The following is a 15,384-nucleotide window of genomic DNA, read 5'->3' as shown; positions in this document are numbered from 1 at the left end:
ATGTACAGCCTGCTGATTCTGGCGGCCTTGGCGGTTCCTTCCGCTTCGGCGGTCGATACCGCATCCATCGATGCGGATATCGCCGCCGTGGTCCGCGTCGAGCATCTGCCCGGGCTGGCCATGGCAGTAGTCGAGAACGGGCGCGTGGTCTATCGCCATGCCGAAGGGGCGCGCGGTGATGGAGGCCGCATCGATGACGACACGCTGTTCAAGATTGCCTCCAACAGCAAGGCGATGACCGCCGCGCTGCTGGCACGGCTGGTGCAACAGGGCAAGCTGCGCTGGGACGATCCAGTGCAGCGGCATCTGCCAGGCTTCCGAATGCATGACGCGTGGGTCGGCCGGCAGATGCAGGTGCGCGATCTGCTGATCCACAACAGTGGGCTCGGATTAGGTGCCGGCGATCTGATGCTGTGGCCGGAGCCGAACACGTTCACCCGCGCCGATATCATCGCCGGACTGGCGCACCTGAAGCCGGTCAGCAGCTTCCGCAGCCACTATGCCTACGACAACCTGATGTACGTGGTGGCCGGTGAAGTGGCTGCTGCGGCCGGTGGCAAACCGTACGACCAGCTGATGCGCGAGCAGGTGTTTGAACCACTGGGCATGACGCGCTGCCAAGTGGGGGCATGGTCGGTGAAGCGCGTGGGCAATGTGGCGCAGCCGCACGCCTGGCGCGGAGATCGCAATGAGGTGGTGAACGCCGACGGCGAGACCAGCCCTGACCTGCCGTCGATGGCAGCTGGCGGCATCCGCTGTTCGCTGCGTGACATGACGCGTTGGATGCAGGTGCTGCTGGATCCTGCCCTGGTGCCGGACTGGCTGGGCAACGAGCAGCGACGCACGTTGTGGACCCTGCACATGCCGATGCCGCTGGGTGAGCGCCAGCGGCGCTGGGACAACGCGCACTTCCATGGCTACGGCTACGGCTGGCGGGTGTCCGACATGGATGGACAGTGGAAGGTGGCGCACACCGGCACGCTGTCGGGCATGTATTCGTCGCTGGCGCTGCTGCCCGACCGCAAGGTGGGCGTGGTGATGCTGATCAACGGTGAAGGCGAGGACGCGCGCACGGCGTTGATGCAGGCTGCGCTGAAGCGCTTCACTACGCCGGACGATGCGAGCCCGGCGGATGTCTATCTGGCCGAACTGAAGGGCGAGAAGGCAACGCGGGCAGCGGCCGGACACCGACGGCCAGTGACGTCGGACGCGCGGCAGACGTCGGCGTCCGATCTACAGCACTGGCAGGGCCGCTACAGCGATCCCTGGCTGGGCCCGGCCTCGTTGTGCCCGGGCAAGGACGGCCTGCGCTTCAGCGTGGACAGATCGCCGCGGCTGCAGGGTGCCGTGCTGCAACTGCAGGGGCGTTGGCTGCTGCGCTGGGATACGCTGGGCGAAGACGCGCAGGCGTGGCTGCAGCCCGGTGACGGTGCGCCGCCCACGCTGGACCTGCGTGCCATCGACCCGGACATCGACTTCAGCTATGACTTCCAGGACCTGCATTTCACTCGTACTGGCGATTGCCCTGGCGGCGAGCGCCAGCGCCGCTGAGCCACCGCGCGTTTCACCGGCCACCGATGCAGCCAGCGCCGGATTGGTGGAGATCCGCACGTTGTCGCCAGGCATCGAGATGGACATCCGCTACGCCGGCGCCAACAACTTCACCGGCGCGCGCGTGCCGGGCTACGAGGCGCCGTCCTGCTACCTGCTGGCGCCGGTGGCGAAGGCGCTGGCGCATGTGGAACAGGACCTGCGCGCGGATGGCTTTGGCCTGCGCATCTATGACTGCTATCGGCCGGTGCGTTCGGTGCAGGCCTTCATGGCCTGGGTGAACGACCCCAGCGAGCTTTCGCGGAAGGCGCTGCAGTACCCGGACCTGGACAAGCCGCGCCTGCTGGCCGACGGCTATATCGCCGAGCGCTCCGGCCACAGCCGCGGCGCCACGGTCGATCTCGGTCTGCTGGACTGCCGCAACGGCCGCTGCAAGCCGATGGACATGGGTACCGACTTCGATTTCTTTGGCCCGCGTGCGCATACGCAGACGAGCGGACTGAGCGATGCACAGCAGGCCAATCGGCAGCAGCTGGTAAGCGCGATGGCCCGGCGAGGCTTCGCCAACTATCCGAAGGAGTGGTGGCACTACACCCTGCAGCCCGAACCGGACCCCGGCACCGCGTACGACGTGCCAGTGCTTTAGGGGTTATCGGCAGGGCTGCGCCCTGCACCTGCAGAGGCAACGGCAACGGCCGAAGCAACAGCTGGCATTCCGTGGGATGGCGGAGTGGGTCCGGTTGCGTGGGACGCTGCAAGTACGTCCATGTAAGCTCGACCGAGCCCCAAGGATGGGTTCACGGCGGCCCCGCGCACTCACAGTGCCCCGCCAACCCTCAGTATGCCGCTTTGGCTTTGGCTGTTGCTTGAGGCCTCGGCAGGTGCAGGGTGCAACCCTGCCAATACCCTTACACTGGCCGCCATCCCACCGTTGCCCACCCGATGAACCTTCCCCTGCACTTCGGCCTGCTCGGCACCCTGGAAGCCGGCGCCATCGCCCTGCTGGTCGGGCTGCTGGTGTACTTCCTGTGGTCGCAACTGTGCCGGCTTCTGCACTGGACAGTGGGCCACGCGATCGGCTGGTCGTGTGTCATCGCCGTGATCATCTCCGCCGGCCTCGATGCCTGGAAGCTGTTCTACATGGGCATCGTGCGGCTGGAGTCGCCGCTGTACGCGCGCCTGTTCCTCGCCACCATCCACGATCCGAACGAACTCGGCAGCCGCGTGGTGCTGGAAATCGCCGGCGCGCTCGCCGGTGTTGCCCTCGGCTGGGTGATGTTCAGTTCGCGGTCATCGGAACAAACCGTCGACTGACGCAGGTTTTTCGTTGGTACCCGGTTAAATCCGGGTGCGCTGAATGCGCAGCTTATGAGCCACTCACTCCACCCTAACCACCGCGCTAATGCATGCGCGCGAGCCAGTGGTTAATCGTGCGTGTGGAGGCGGATCATGGCCCAAAATCGATTCAGAAAGGCGGTGGCAGGGTAGGTGCCGTGCGGAGACAACACGCCGCGCAACACCACCCAATTGGTAGGAGACACCCCTGATGACTATTCGCAACCGCAAGCCCCTGATCGCCCTGATCGTCGCCGCCGGCAGCGTGCTGGCCATTCCGGCGATGGCACAGTCGGCCAAGCAGCAGGCCGCGCAGGCACAGAACGAGGCTGCACAGGCGCAGCAGTCTGCAGCGCAGGCAGGGCAGGCCGCTGACCAGGCGACCAATGCGGCCGCGGCGGCTTCGGCGCAGGCCAATGGCGGTGGCCAGACCTGGGCCAGCATCGATACCGATGGCAACGGCACCATCAGCAAGACCGAGGCACAGGTGAACGCAGGCCTGGCCCAGGTGTTCGACCAAGCCGATACCAACAAGGACGGCGAACTGAGCGCCGATGAGTACAAGGCCTACGTGGCCGCGCAGCAGGCCGGTGGGGGTGCCGGCGCGGCGCAGGGCCGCTGATCCACGTCTGATTCGGGAAGACCGGTGCATGGGGACCCGGGCGGCTGCGGCCGCCCGGGTTTTTCTCGTCATCGCTGCCCCTGTATCCTTGGCCGATGAATACCCCCACGCCTGCGCCGTCGCGCGCCATCGGCCTGGTCGGTTTTGACGGTGACGATACGCTGTGGAAGAGCGAGGACTACTACCGCAAGGCCGAGCAGGATTATCTTGACCTGCTGTCGCGCTACGTCGACGTGCATGACACCCAGACCGCGCGTCACCTGCTGGAAGTGCAGCAGCGCCATCTGGGTACCTTCGGCTACGGCGTGAAGAGCATGACGCTGTCGATGATCGAAGCGGCCATCGACATCACCGGCCAGCGCATCGAGGCCAAGGACATCCAGCGCATCCTGGAGATCGGCCACGACACTCTGCGCCACCCGGTCGAGCTGATCGACGGCGTGCGCGAAGCGGTGGCTGCGATCGCCGAAGATTATCCGGTGGTGCTGATCACCAAGGGCGACCTGTTCCACCAGGAAGCCAAGATCAAGGTCGCCAATCTCGCCGAGCTGTTCCCGCGCATCGAGATCGTCTCGGAGAAGGACCCGGAAACCTACGCCCGCGTGCTGGCCGAATTCGACCTGCCGATGCAGCGCTTCGTGATGGTCGGCAACTCACTGCGTTCGGACATCGAGCCGGTGGTGACCCTGGGCGGCTGGGGCGTGCATACCCCGTACGCAGTGACCTGGGCACACGAGACCCAGCACGGCGTGGCCGATGACGAACCGCGCATGGTCACCGCCGACACCGCCCACGATTGGCCGGCCGCACTGGCGGCGATCGAGGCCAAGGCCTCGGCGGCGGCCTGACAGGACCCGGCGGCTGCGGCAGAATCGGGGCATGAACCTCCGACTGCGCACACTGTTGTTGTCCCTGCTGCTGGCGCCGGCCACCGTGCTGGCCCAGCAGACCGCCGAGCGCTCGGCGGCCTACGAGGTGGAAACCGGCGACAGCTGGGTCGATGCCCAGCTGCAGGACGTCAATCACTACGCCGAACGCTACCCGGACGCCTTCCTCGACGAAGTGTCGCGTTATGCCAGCGTGCCGCGCGGCTACATCAGCGCGCTGTTCACCACCCATGGCTGGCAGGCCGGGGACATCTACTTCGCCTGCTTCTGGGCCAAGGCCAGCGGCCAGACCTGCCGCGACAGCGTGCGCGCCTTCAGTCAGGACCCGGAGGGCGGTTGGGAGGCGGTGGTGAAGCGCATGCCGACCAAGCCGGACAATCTGCATTACCGCGCCGTGCGCCACGCCATCGTGGCCAGCTACCAGCACTGGGACCGGCCGATCACCCTGGATGCCACCCTGAAGCGCCAGCTCAAGCGGTAGTGCTGGCCGCTGCCTGATTCTGGTGGGTGCGAACCTTGGTTCGCACGCCTTTTGCTCCTTCCCCCCCCAGACCAGTGCGAACCAAGGTTCGCACCCACCAGGCCTACCGGGCTGGGCGCCATGTTGCTCTGCATATCGCCGCCGCGCCGCGCTCCGGCGACAATACGGGTTCGAGCTGTTCCCCGTTCCCGTAATCGAGTGACTGATGAGCGCCTCTTTCGTTTCGCCTGATGTGATCCGCCGCCTGTTCGCGCAGGCCATGTCCCGCATGTACCGCACCGAAGTACCGTTGTACGGCACGCTGGTGGAACTGGTGGAGCGGATCAACGCGCAGGTGCTGGAGCAGGACCCGGCGCTGGCCGCGCAGCTGCAGCGCAACGACGAGCGTGCGCGCCTGGACGAAGAGCGCCACGGCGCGATCCGCGTCGGCACCGTGCAGGAGCTGGCCACGCTGCGTCGCCTGTTCGCGGTGATGGGTATGTACCCGGTCGGCTACTACGACCTGTCCGTGGCCGGCGTGCCGGTGCACTCCACCGCATTCCGCCCGCTCACCGGCGCGGCGCTGGCGCAGAACCCGTTCCGCGTGTTCACCTCGTTGCTGCGCCTGGAGCTGATCGAAGACGAAGCGCTGCGCGCCGAATCGGCAAAGATCCTTGCCCGCCGCCGCATCTTTACCGATGGCGCGCTGGCGCTGATCGACCAGGCTGAGCGTGACGGTGGCCTGTCGCAGGCCGATGCCGGGCGCTTCGTCGATGAAGCACTGGAAACCTTCCGCTGGCACGGCGATGCCACGGTCGATCTGCCGACCTACCACGCGCTGCACAACGCGCACCGGCTGGTGGCCGACGTGGTCAGCTTCCGCGGCCCGCACATCAACCACCTGACCCCGCGCACGCTGGATATCGACGCCGCACAGGCGGCAATGATCGAGCACGGCATGGCGGCCAAAGCGGTGATCGAAGGGCCGCCGCGCCGTGCCTGCCCGATCCTGTTGCGCCAGACCAGTTTCAAGGCGCTGGAAGAAGCCGTGCATTTCCCGGACAGTGAGGGCGGCGACGCCGGCACCCACACCGCGCGCTTCGGCGAGATCGAGCAGCGCGGCCTGGCCCTGACCCCGAAGGGCCGCGCACTGTACGACCAGCTGCTGTCGCAGGCACGCGATGCCGGTGGCGAAGGCAGCACCGGTGGCGGCTACGGCCAGCGCCTGCAGGCGGTGTTCGCCAGCTTCCCGGATGACCATGACACGCTGCGCCAGGAAGGACTGGGTTACTACCGCTACCAGCTGACCGACGCCGGCCGCGCCGCACCGGAGCGCGTGGCCGACCTACCGGCCGAAGTGCTGGTGGCCGCAGGCCTGGCCACGGCCGACCCGATCGTCTACGAGGATTTCCTGCCGGTCAGTGCCGCAGGCATCTTCCAGTCGAACCTGGGCGGTGAAGAACAGCGTGCGTATGCCGCACACGCCAACCGCGAGGCCTTCGAGCAGGCGCTGGGCGTGGCGGTGAATGACGAGTTCGAAATCTACGAGCGGCTGCAGGCCGAATCGCTGGCGGCGCTGCGCACCGCGTGAAGGTAGAGCCGGCCGCTGGCCGGCTCTACCCGATGTCCGTACCTGGGGTCAGAGCCCTTTCCAATGGAAAGGGATCCGACCCCGACGGCAATCAGCCCTTCATCGTGCCGGTATCCAGCCAACGCTGGTGCCACGACAGCGCTTCCGGCAGCAGGTGCGGGGTGTGCTTGCCGTAGCTTTCGCGGCTGGCACGGTCGAAGTAGTCCTGCAGCTGCGGGCGGAAATCCGGGTGCGCGCAGTTGTCGATCAGCACCTGCGCACGCTTGCGCGGGGTCAGCCCTCGCAGATCGGCCAGGCCCTGTTCGGTGACGATCACCGACACGTCGTGTTCGGTGTGGTCCACGTGGCTGGCCATCGGCACGATCGCCGAGATGGTGCCGTTCTTCGCGGTGGACGGGCTCAGGAACGCCGACAGGAAACCGTTGCGCGCAAAGTCACCCGAACCGCCGATGCCGTTCATGATCCGGGTGCCCATCACGTGCGTCGAATTGACGTTGCCGTAGATGTCCACTTCGATCATGCCGTTCATGCCGATGCAGCCGAGGCGGCGCACCAGCTCCGGATGGTTGGAGATTTCCTGCGTGCGCATGATGATGCGCTCGCGATAGAAATCGATGTTCTCCTTGAACGTCTCGTTGGCCTGCGGGCTCAGCGCGAAGCCGGTGCACGAAGCGTAGCTCAGCACGCCGTCGCGCAGCAGATCGAGCATGCCGTCCTGGATGACTTCGGTGAACGCGGCCAAGTCGCGGAAGCCGCTCTTGGCAAGGCCGGCCAACACCGCGTTCGGAATATTGCCCACGCCCGACTGCAGCGGCAGCAGGTTCGGCGGCAGGCGGCCCTTCTTCACTTCGTGCTTGAGGAATTCGATCAGGTGCGAAGCGATCTGCTCGCTGGTCGCATCGATCGGGCTGAATGGGCTGTTGCGGTCCGGGCCGTTGGTGCGCACCACGGCCACGATCTTGTCCGGGTCGCAGCGCAGCGCGGTGTCACCGATGCGGTCGTTGGCGTTCACCAGCGGAATCGGCTTGCGGTGCGGCGGCAGCGCTGTGCCGTAGTAGATGTCATGCATGCCGTCGACGCCGGCCGGCTGCCATTCGTTGACCTCAACGATCACCTTCTTGGCCAGGTCCAGCCAGGTCTTGTTGTTGCCGACCGAGGTGGACGGCACCAGCGAACCGTCTTCGCGGATGGCCGAGACTTCGATCACGGCGGTATCGATCTCGCCATAGAAACCGAACCACACATGCTGGGCCACGTGGCTGAGGTGGATGTCGATGTAGTCCAGCTTGCCCTCGTTGATGCGGTTGCGCGCATCCGGGTCGCTCTGGAACGGCATGCGCATGGCGATGCCATCGGCCTTGGCCAGCGCGCCATCGAGTTCCGGCGCAGTGGAGGCGCCGGTCATCAGGCTGATCTGGAAGGGCAGGCCCTGGGCGTGCACCGCTTCGATGCGGCGGGCCAGTTCGACGGGAACAGCCTTGGGGTAACCAGAGCCGGTAAAGCCGCTCATGGCCACGGTTTCACCGGGCTGGATCAGCGCGGCTGCGGCCTCTGCGGAGACCACGCGGTCACGGAGACGCGCGTTGGCGATGCGATCAACAGACATGACGACACGTGTTGCTGGGGGGAATCCCGATTATCGGCCATCCCCCGCCGTACGGGGGGTTCTACCTTCGTGGAATGGCTTTTCCCGCAGGGGTCACCCAAACCCGCCGGTTTTGTTTTGCAGTGCAGCGTGCAAAGTGCTTTCGCAGCCCGCACGATGGACCTGCATCCCGACGTGGGGGAGGGAGCAGAGCCCGCTGGCAGTTCGCTGCAAGCGGGCTTTTTTATTGCCTGTCGCCCAGTATGAATGCGCGGCTCCCATCGGGGGTCGGATCCTTTTGCCACAGGCAAAAGGCTCTGACCCCACCAGCGGCATCAACCGGCGGCATCTCGGGGTCAGAGCCCTTCGCCGTTGGCAAAGGGATCCGACCCCGTGAGAATCAGCCCATGACCCTCGCCCCCGCTGACCTGCCCGCCTCCCTGCAGCCCCTTGTCGACCGCGCTTTGGCCCGTCTGGCCCAGGTCCTGCCCGAGCCCGTCCCGGCCGACCTGCTGCCGTTGCTGAACCAGCTGGCGGTGGCCAGCGACTTCGCGCTGGACACCCTCGTGCGGCAACCGGCCTTGCTGGCACAGCTGGCCGCCCCCGGCTGCCCGCCGATCCCGGCGCCGGTGCTCGATCCGCTGCAGCCCAGTGACTGGCCGGCGCAGATCCGGCGCTGGCGCACCGCGATGTCCACGCGGCTGATCTGGCGTGACCTGGCCGGCCTCGACGACGTGCCGCAGACCCTCGCCGGTGCCACCACCCTCGCCGAGGACTGCCTGCGGCTGGCACTGGACGCCCTGCAGCAGGAATTCGCCCAGCGCCACGGTGTGATCGCCGATGAACACGGCACGCCGCAGCAGCTGGTGGTGTTTGGCCTCGGCAAGCTCGGCGGTGGCGAGCTCAACTTCAGCTCCGATGTGGACCTGGTCTACGCCTATCCGCAGGGTGGTGAATCCGATGGACCGCGTCCGTTGGCGGCCGAAGAATATTTCGCCCGCCTCGGCCAGCGCCTGGCCAAGCTGCTGGACGAAACCACCGTCGATGGTTTCAGCCACCGCGTCGACCTGCGCCTGCGTCCGTTCGGTAGCGCCGGCCGCGTTGCGCTGTCGTTCGCGGCGATGGACCAGTATTTCCAGCGCGAGGGCCGCGACTGGGAACGCTATGCCTGGTTGAAGGCGCGCGCGGTGGCCGGCGACATCGATGCCGGCGAGGCGTGGCTGCAGACGCTGCGCCCGTTCGTGTATCGCCGCTACCTGGACTTCACCGCGCTCGACGGCCTGCGCGAGATGAAGGCGGCAATCACCGCCGAAGTCGCGCGCCGGGAACTGCACGACGACATCAAGCGCGGCGCCGGTGGCATCCGCGAAATCGAATTCCTGTGCCAGGCGCTGCAGCTGATCCGCGGTGGCCGTGAACCGGCACTGCGCGAGCGTCGCCTGCTGGTGGCGCTGGACGCACTGGTGGCCGCCGGACAGATCGCGCCCGAGGATGGCAGCGCGCTGCGCGAGGCCTACCTGTTCCTGCGCCGATTGGAAAACCGCCTGCAGATGCTGCGTGACGCGCAGACCCATGTGCTGCCCAATGATGCACTCGACCGCGAACGCATCGCCGTGGGTCTGGGCTATCCGGGTTGGGACGTGCTGCGTGCGGCGCTGGCGGAACAGCAGCAGCGGGTCAGTACTGAATTCGCCGCGTTGCTGGCGCCGCGCAAGGGCCAGGCCGCGCCCGACGCGCTGGCCAACTATTGGCGCAGCCTGCCCGAAGGCAGCAATGCACCACAGCTGGCCGAAGCCGGTTTCCTCGATGCCAACGGCGCCGACCAGTCGCTACGCGATTTCGCCCAGGGCACCGGCGTGAAGTCGTTGTCCGATGCCGCGCGTGCGCGGCTGGATCGCGTACTGCCTGCGCTGTTGCATGCGGCCACGCGCTCGCCACAGCCCGATGCCGCGCTGAAGCGCGTGCTTGGCCTGCTGCAGGCGGTGCTGCGCCGGACCAGCTATCTCGCCTTGCTGGACGAACAGCCCAGCGCACTGGCGCGGCTGGTAGACGTGCTGGCGCGCAGCGCGTTGCTGGCCGAGCGCCTGGCAGCGTATCCGCTGCTGCTGGACGAACTGCTGGACGTGCGCGTGTCCGGGCCGATGCCGGATGCCGCTGGCATGCTGGCCGAGTGCCAGCAGGTGCTGACGGTGGAAGATCCCGAATCCGCGCTGCGTTGGCTCAATGAAACGCGGCTGGCACTCAGCTTCCGCATGGCGATGGCCACGCTGGATGGCCGCCAGGGCGCGGTCGACAGCACCCGGCAATTGGCCGAACTGGCGCAGGCGGTGGTGGTTACCGTATTGGCGATGGCCGAGGCGGACATGCGCGCCGCACACGGCGAGATTCCCGGCGGGCGCTTCGCGATCATCGGCTACGGCAGCCTCGGTGGACTGGAGCTGGGCTTCGGCTCCGATCTGGACCTGGTGTTCCTGCACGACAACCCGGCCGGCGTGGATGCCAGCGATGGGGCACGGCCGCTGGAACCGGGGCGCTGGTACGCACGCCTTGCGCAGAAGGTGATGGCGCTGCTCGGTGCAGTCACCGCCGCCGGCCGCCTTTACGACATCGACGTTCGCCTGCGCCCGGATGGCGGCAAGGGCTCACTGGTCTCTTCGCTGGCCAGCTACACCGAATACCAGCGCGAGCGCGCGTGGACCTGGGAACACCAGGCTTTGGTGCGCGCGCGGGGCGTGGCCGGTGATGCCAGTCTGCTGGCCGATTTCGAACAGGTGCGTGCGCAGACGCTGGGGCGCGAACGCGATGCCGGTGTGCTGTATGCGGACGTGCTGAAGATGCGCGGCCGCATGCGCACCGAACTGGACCGCAGCGATGCCGCGCGGCTGGACCTGAAGCAGGGTGCCGGTGGCGTGGTGGACCTGGAGTTCCTGCTGCAGACCGGTGTGCTGGCGCGTAGCGCGCAGCATGCGGCGCTGCTGCAACCCCGCGATACGCCGTCGTTGATCGATGCGTTGGCGGGTGTTGGTTTCCTGCCGGAAGCCACCGCACAGGCGCTGCATGGAGCGCATGCCGCGTTGTTGGATGTTGGCCTGGCCTGCACGCTGGACCGGCGGCCGCGTTTGGCACCGACCACGCCCGCGATTGAAGAGGCATGTGCAGCGATTGCGGCGGCGTGCATCGCCGCGGAGCTGCCGTTCGCCTGAAGGGTTGCACCCACCAGAGCAATGGCCTGGCGATGGCCCGCCGGATCAATGATCTGACTGTTGGCCTGCTGTTGGTAGGTGCCAACCTTGGTTGGCACAACCCATCAGCGTCCATGACCCCGGCAACGGCGTGCCAACCAAGGTTGGCACCTGCCAGAGCATGTGCGGTCAGCTGGTGGTTCGCAGCGGCGCCATCTTCCACAACAACGCGCGGAACGGGGCCAGCAGGCACACGCCGATCGCCAGCTTCACCGCCAGGTCGCCGGCGGCCCAGCTCACCCACGGCAGGGTCGAACCGGCAAACGCGATCGACCAGAAAATGGTGGTATCCACCGTCGCGCTGCAGGTAGTGGCCACCATCGGTGCACGCCACCAGCTGCCACGGCGCAGGCGGTCGAACACGGTGATGTCCAGCAGCTGCGCCACGATGAAGGCCGAGCACGAGGCAATGGCGATGCGCGGGGTGGCAACCCACACCGACAACAGCACCGCCACCGCGAAACCAATCCACGCCACGCGGCGGGCAGGGCCCGGGCCGAAGCGGCGGTTGATCAGGTTGCTGACCAGGAACGCGACCGGGTAGCTGAAAGCACCCCAGGTCAGCCAGTCGTTGATCGGGTACTGCACCAGCACGTTGGACAGCAGCACCACCGCGCCCATGGCCAGTACCGCCAGCACCAGGGCGCGGGCGGTCAACGGGGCAAACACAGGGGCAGGACGCACGGACATGGCGAGCCAGGGGGACAAAGGGGATCGCCCATTATCCGCCCGGCCCGCGGCAAAGCCAAAACCGGTCGTTCAGCTTTACAGCGCTTCGCTCATCACGTCGCCGGCGGCGTAGGCGGTCGGCACATAGGCCAGCGCCTGGCCCTGCGCGCTCTTCACGGTCCAGCCGGCACCGGCCTCGGTGGGGTCGAAATGCACCTGCTGGCCGACCACGAAGGCCGCCGTCTGGTCCTCATGCACGCGCGCCGGCCAGCGCAGCGTGGCGGTCTGGTCGGCCTTGTCGGGCACCTGCAGCTGCACCTGGCGTTCGCCCGCCGCCGTGGTCTCCACCTTCTTCACTTCCATCGGTGGCAGTGGCACCGCCTTGGTGCGGTGGGCTTTCTCACGGCGCTCGCTGGCCTTGAACGGCGCCTTCGACAATTCAGACAAGCCCGCCGACGCAGCGAGGGGCACTGACACCACGATCAGCGAGGTGATCAGCACGCTGGCCTCGCTGCTGTTCAACTGCGGCGCAGCGCCAGCGTGGACGGTGGGCACCATCAGCGCCGAAAGCAGCAGAGCAGTGGCGGGAATGCGCAGGCAACGGAACATGGAGACCTCCTGGTCAGGGTGGGGACGGCGGCTCAGCGCCGGGTATCGAAAATGTCGCGCGGGCCGGTGGCCTCGGGCAGGTATTCCAGTGGACGGCCCTGGTTGTCCTTCAGCTGCCAGCCCTGGTCAGCACCGGTTGGCTCGAAGTTCACGGTCTGGCCCACGGTGAACTGCACGGCCGGATCGCCGATGCCGCGCGGGTACTGCATGGATGCGGTGTTCTGCGGATCGTTGGCATCACGCAGCAGCACTTCGCGGCGGCCATCCACGGTGGTGGCGATGGCGCTCACCTGCATCTGCGGCAGCTTGATCTGCTGCTGACGGGCCAATGGGCGACCCGCGTCGGCTGCATCCTGGGCTTCCTTCGCCGCTGCCGCGCGGGCCGACGCCACCATCTGCGTGGACATCTCCAGGCTCGGCCCCTGCGGGCCCGGGTCGTGGATGATCACGATGCGGCGTTCGGCGTGGGCGGCGGTCGAGCAGGCCAGGCCGGTGAGAATCAACAGCGGCATCAGGACAGCGTGCGAAAGGCGCATCTCGTTCTCCTTGCGGGATTCAGGGGCTGGCTGCGGCGGCACCGGCCACCGGCACGTGAGGGATCACCAGTTCCTGCTGCAGCTGGCTGCGCTGGTGCAGGAAATCGAACACCGATTCCACCGTCACCACCGAATAGTTGCCGGAGATGCGCTCGCCGGCCGGATGGTCGGTGGTGGTGGCGTTGGCCACGAACAGGCGCGCACCCACGCGCTTGCCGAGGCCGATATGCAGCACGCTGGGCTGGTACTTCTGCTGGCGCAGCCACTGCTGGGCCTGCTCACGCTTGACGATGGCCGGCGCGCCATCGGCCTGCGCCATCGCCGCCGCCAGCACTTCCAGCACCCACTGGTTGGAGTTCTGGTAGTCGGTGGCGAACGGGTAGGCGACCACGTTGTACCTGGTTTCGTGCAGCGCCTTTGGCTGGATCGACGGTGACACCAGCATCGCCTTCAACGCGGCACGCAGCGGCGCCGACGGCACGCCGATGCGCAGGTCGGTATGGCCGCCGCTCTCGCCGACGAAGTTGCCCAGCCCTTCGTGGAACAGCTGCGAGCTGTCGGTCTTGCAGCGGTTGAGCAGGTGCATCGCGCGCCAACGGCCATCGTCCTCGCGCAGCAGGAAGGCCAGATGGCTATGGCGCAGGCCGTAGCGGCTCAGGTCCTGGCCGCCACGTGCGGCTACCACCACGTCCACGTCGGGCAGCGCGTCCAGGCGCTCGGCGGTGGTCCAGGCCACGTCCAGCATCGCCGCCTGCGAGGCCACGCTCGGGTAGCGCTCGCGGCACTCGGTGCTGTTGGCCCATGCCGGTGCGGTCGCCAGCAGGCTGGCGATCAGCAGCGCGGCGCGGGGCAGGCGGGAAAAACGATCCATGTCGATACCTTCAACGGCGGGCAGGCCCGCGCGCCGATCATACGCCGGTCAGCGCAGCGGGCGGTCCACGCCCTTGCGCTTGAGTTCCCGGTCACAGGCGTCGCTGATCGGCGCGATCGGCAGCGGTGGGCGCTCGCCAGTCTTCGGATCGCGCAGCGCTGGCTGTTCGCGGTATGCATCCAGCTGCTGCTGGCACTGGTAAGAAATCGGGTCCAGCTCGGTGGGCGTGGTGGAGCAGGCAGCGAGCAGGGCTAGGGGCAGCAGGAGCAGGGTACGCATGAAGACGTTCAGTGTGATGGGGGAAGCTGGACTCTAACCGCGCAGGCGGATCCAAGTGTTCAGAAATCGCTGGACGAACGGGGTAGTGCCGGCCGCTGGCCGGCAATGGCAGGGGCTTCGGTAATGCATATAGCGTTGCCGGCCAGCGGCCGGCACTACCTCAATGCCAAACGCTGCTTCACTTGCGCGGCGATCCGCGCGGTTTCGCGCAGCGGCTCGATACGGTCGTACTGCCAGTCCAGCCAGTGCGGCTGCAACCGCCCGCGCTCACGCAGCTGCTGCTGGAAACGTGCCAGCCGCCCCTGCGCGGTATCAGCCAGCGCCACCATCACCGGCATGCGCGTGGCACAGGCTTCAGAAAGCAGGTTCACCGAATCGGGCGAGACGACCACGCGGTTGGACCAGCCCAGCAGGCCCGCGTACGGGTTCACGCCGTCGCCGCCATCGCCCCAGATCACATGTGGCAGGTCGGCGAACTTCGCGCGCAGGATCTCGGCCAATGCCGGTGGCGTGCGCCGCGAAGTCGTGGCCAGCAGGCTGCCGCCCTCAGCGCGGATCTGATCGGCCAGCGCCTGGAACACGCCCACCATCGCTGCCTCGTCCCACGGGGCCAGCGGCGTCGGTCCACCCACCAGCAACGCGGTGCGCGGGCCGGGCAGGGTGCTGAAGCTGGCGAACGCGGCACGACCCCAGGCCAGCCAGTCGTCGTCCACCGGGTTGAGGCTGCCGAGCAGGGTCAGCACATTGCTGCCACGCAGAGCATCGTGCTCGGGCACCACCACCATGTCCCAGTGGCGGGCGCTGATGCGCGGGTCGAGGATCTGCACCACCTGGCTGCCACGCGCACGCAGCACGCGCAGGGCGCCGGCGGAATGGCGGCCACAGCCGATCGCCAACGGCGGGGCGTCCGCAGCCAGTGTCGTGAAGGCCTCGCCGTAGCCGTCCACATCGCCCGGCAGCCGCCGCGGCGACAGCCAGCGCCAGGGCGCACGGGGCTGCAGGACCAGCGGCTGATGGGTACCCAGACGCAGCGCCGAGGCCAGCGCGACCGCCTGGCGGACATTGCCGGCACGGCCGTCAGTGACCGTCCAAGGCGCGCTCGATCGTTTCACCATTGGCATTAATTCGTTTCAGTCCTGCTGGGTGT

At 67.4% G+C, this 15,384-nt stretch carries 15 protein-coding genes; 8 read left to right on the top strand and 7 right to left on the bottom strand.

Annotated elements, in window-relative coordinates:
- The 7 genes from V9K93_RS11950 (at position 1) to hglS (ending at position 6,446) form a co-directional block, all read left to right on the top strand.
- Positions 1-1,551, top strand: coding sequence for a serine hydrolase domain-containing protein (locus V9K93_RS11950; RefSeq protein ID WP_337302607.1), 1,551 nt, complete (start codon positions 1-3; stop codon positions 1,549-1,551).
- Complete coding sequence (locus V9K93_RS11945; RefSeq protein WP_046984468.1) at positions 1,484-2,197, top strand: M15 family metallopeptidase; 714 nt, start codon at positions 1,484-1,486, stop codon at positions 2,195-2,197. The genes V9K93_RS11950 and V9K93_RS11945 overlap by 68 nt, the downstream gene beginning before the upstream one ends.
- Positions 2,198-2,493: 296 nt before the next feature.
- Positions 2,494-2,865, top strand: a complete 372-nt coding sequence (locus tag V9K93_RS11940) for a hypothetical protein (RefSeq protein ID WP_046984467.1) — start codon at positions 2,494-2,496, stop codon at positions 2,863-2,865.
- A 232-nt stretch (positions 2,866-3,097) separates the two neighbouring features.
- The gene (locus V9K93_RS11935) at positions 3,098-3,508 is read left to right on the top strand and encodes an EF-hand domain-containing protein (protein WP_337302606.1); all 411 of its coding nucleotides are present in this window, start codon (positions 3,098-3,100) and stop codon (positions 3,506-3,508) included.
- Between the two features lie 95 nt (positions 3,509-3,603).
- Positions 3,604-4,356 carry an HAD family hydrolase gene (locus V9K93_RS11930; protein WP_004139358.1) on the top strand — a complete coding sequence of 251 codons (753 nt, stop codon included), beginning with the start codon at positions 3,604-3,606 and terminating at the stop codon, positions 4,354-4,356.
- Positions 4,357-4,387: 31 nt separating this feature from the next.
- Positions 4,388-4,876: a hypothetical protein gene (locus V9K93_RS11925; protein WP_136639531.1), complete on the top strand. Its 489-nt coding sequence runs from the start codon at positions 4,388-4,390 to the stop codon at positions 4,874-4,876.
- Between the two features lie 205 nt (positions 4,877-5,081).
- Complete coding sequence (gene hglS, locus V9K93_RS11920; protein ID WP_337302605.1) at positions 5,082-6,446, top strand: 2-oxoadipate dioxygenase/decarboxylase HglS; 1,365 nt, start codon at positions 5,082-5,084, stop codon at positions 6,444-6,446.
- Between the two features lie 91 nt (positions 6,447-6,537).
- Here hglS and scpC read toward each other — a convergent pair whose 3' ends face one another.
- A complete protein-coding gene (gene scpC / locus V9K93_RS11915) occupies positions 6,538-8,052 on the bottom strand; it encodes a succinyl-CoA:acetate CoA-transferase ScpC (protein WP_057501969.1) in 1,515 nt (504 codons plus the stop codon).
- 386 nt (positions 8,053-8,438) lie between these two features.
- Here scpC and glnE point away from each other — a divergent pair, with 386 nt between their 5' ends.
- Positions 8,439-11,234, top strand: coding sequence for a bifunctional [glutamate--ammonia ligase]-adenylyl-L-tyrosine phosphorylase/[glutamate--ammonia-ligase] adenylyltransferase (gene glnE / locus V9K93_RS11910; protein ID WP_337302604.1), 2,796 nt, complete (start codon positions 8,439-8,441; stop codon positions 11,232-11,234).
- Positions 11,235-11,402: 168 nt separating this feature from the next.
- Here glnE and V9K93_RS11905 read toward each other — a convergent pair whose 3' ends face one another.
- The 6 genes from V9K93_RS11905 to V9K93_RS11880 all read right to left on the bottom strand — a co-directional run bounded on the left by V9K93_RS11905 (position 11,403) and on the right by V9K93_RS11880 (position 15,352).
- Entirely contained in the window at positions 11,403-11,963 is a 561-nt protein-coding gene (locus V9K93_RS11905; RefSeq protein WP_337302603.1) for a queuosine precursor transporter, read from the bottom strand.
- A gap of 75 nt (positions 11,964-12,038) precedes the next feature.
- Positions 12,039-12,551, bottom strand: a complete 513-nt coding sequence (locus tag V9K93_RS11900) for a hypothetical protein (protein ID WP_046984461.1) — start codon at positions 12,549-12,551, stop codon at positions 12,039-12,041.
- A 32-nt stretch (positions 12,552-12,583) separates the two neighbouring features.
- On the bottom strand, positions 12,584-13,087 hold the full coding sequence (locus tag V9K93_RS11895) for a hypothetical protein (RefSeq protein ID WP_046984475.1): 504 nt from the start codon (positions 13,085-13,087) through the stop codon (positions 12,584-12,586).
- Between the two features lie 19 nt (positions 13,088-13,106).
- Entirely contained in the window at positions 13,107-13,958 is an 852-nt protein-coding gene (locus tag V9K93_RS11890) for a DUF2145 domain-containing protein (protein WP_337302602.1), read from the bottom strand.
- A gap of 48 nt (positions 13,959-14,006) precedes the next feature.
- Entirely contained in the window at positions 14,007-14,237 is a 231-nt protein-coding gene (locus V9K93_RS11885) for a hypothetical protein (protein ID WP_046984459.1), read from the bottom strand.
- Between the two features lie 155 nt (positions 14,238-14,392).
- Positions 14,393-15,352 (bottom strand): mitochondrial fission ELM1 family protein, encoded by a 960-nt coding sequence (locus tag V9K93_RS11880; RefSeq protein ID WP_337302601.1) that lies wholly within the window; start codon positions 15,350-15,352, stop codon positions 14,393-14,395.
- Positions 15,353-15,384 lie beyond the last annotated feature (32 nt).

Origin of the sequence: Stenotrophomonas sp. CCNWLW162 (assembly GCF_037203745.1) — a bacterium.
GTDB classification, from domain to species: Bacteria; Pseudomonadota; Gammaproteobacteria; order Xanthomonadales; family Xanthomonadaceae; genus Stenotrophomonas; species Stenotrophomonas maltophilia_AQ.
The sequence above is the reverse complement of the archived record's forward strand: the minus strand, read 5'-3'. Positions and strand labels throughout refer to the sequence as shown.

What these genes read in the sequence shown, in the direction of transcription:
- V9K93_RS11950 (WP_337302607.1), top strand. Translation starts at nt 1, where the DNA reads ATGTACAGCCTGCTGATTCTGGCGGCCTTGGCGGTTCCTTCCGCTTCG.
- V9K93_RS11945 (WP_046984468.1), top strand. Translation starts at nt 1,484, where the DNA reads ATGACTTCCAGGACCTGCATTTCACTCGTACTGGCGATTGCCCTGGCG.
- V9K93_RS11940 (WP_046984467.1), top strand. Translation starts at nt 2,494, where the DNA reads ATGAACCTTCCCCTGCACTTCGGCCTGCTCGGCACCCTGGAAGCCGGC.
- V9K93_RS11935 (WP_337302606.1), top strand. Translation starts at nt 3,098, where the DNA reads ATGACTATTCGCAACCGCAAGCCCCTGATCGCCCTGATCGTCGCCGCC.
- V9K93_RS11930 (WP_004139358.1), top strand. Translation starts at nt 3,604, where the DNA reads ATGAATACCCCCACGCCTGCGCCGTCGCGCGCCATCGGCCTGGTCGGT.
- V9K93_RS11925 (WP_136639531.1), top strand. Translation starts at nt 4,388, where the DNA reads ATGAACCTCCGACTGCGCACACTGTTGTTGTCCCTGCTGCTGGCGCCG.
- hglS (WP_337302605.1), top strand. Translation starts at nt 5,082, where the DNA reads ATGAGCGCCTCTTTCGTTTCGCCTGATGTGATCCGCCGCCTGTTCGCG.
- scpC (WP_057501969.1), bottom strand. Translation starts at nt 8,052, where the DNA reads ATGTCTGTTGATCGCATCGCCAACGCGCGTCTCCGTGACCGCGTGGTC.
- glnE (WP_337302604.1), top strand. Translation starts at nt 8,439, where the DNA reads ATGACCCTCGCCCCCGCTGACCTGCCCGCCTCCCTGCAGCCCCTTGTC.
- V9K93_RS11905 (WP_337302603.1), bottom strand. Translation starts at nt 11,963, where the DNA reads ATGTCCGTGCGTCCTGCCCCTGTGTTTGCCCCGTTGACCGCCCGCGCC.
- V9K93_RS11900 (WP_046984461.1), bottom strand. Translation starts at nt 12,551, where the DNA reads ATGTTCCGTTGCCTGCGCATTCCCGCCACTGCTCTGCTGCTTTCGGCG.
- V9K93_RS11895 (WP_046984475.1), bottom strand. Translation starts at nt 13,087, where the DNA reads ATGCGCCTTTCGCACGCTGTCCTGATGCCGCTGTTGATTCTCACCGGC.
- V9K93_RS11890 (WP_337302602.1), bottom strand. Translation starts at nt 13,958, where the DNA reads ATGGATCGTTTTTCCCGCCTGCCCCGCGCCGCGCTGCTGATCGCCAGC.
- V9K93_RS11885 (WP_046984459.1), bottom strand. Translation starts at nt 14,237, where the DNA reads ATGCGTACCCTGCTCCTGCTGCCCCTAGCCCTGCTCGCTGCCTGCTCC.
- V9K93_RS11880 (WP_337302601.1), bottom strand. Translation starts at nt 15,352, where the DNA reads ATGGTGAAACGATCGAGCGCGCCTTGGACGGTCACTGACGGCCGTGCC.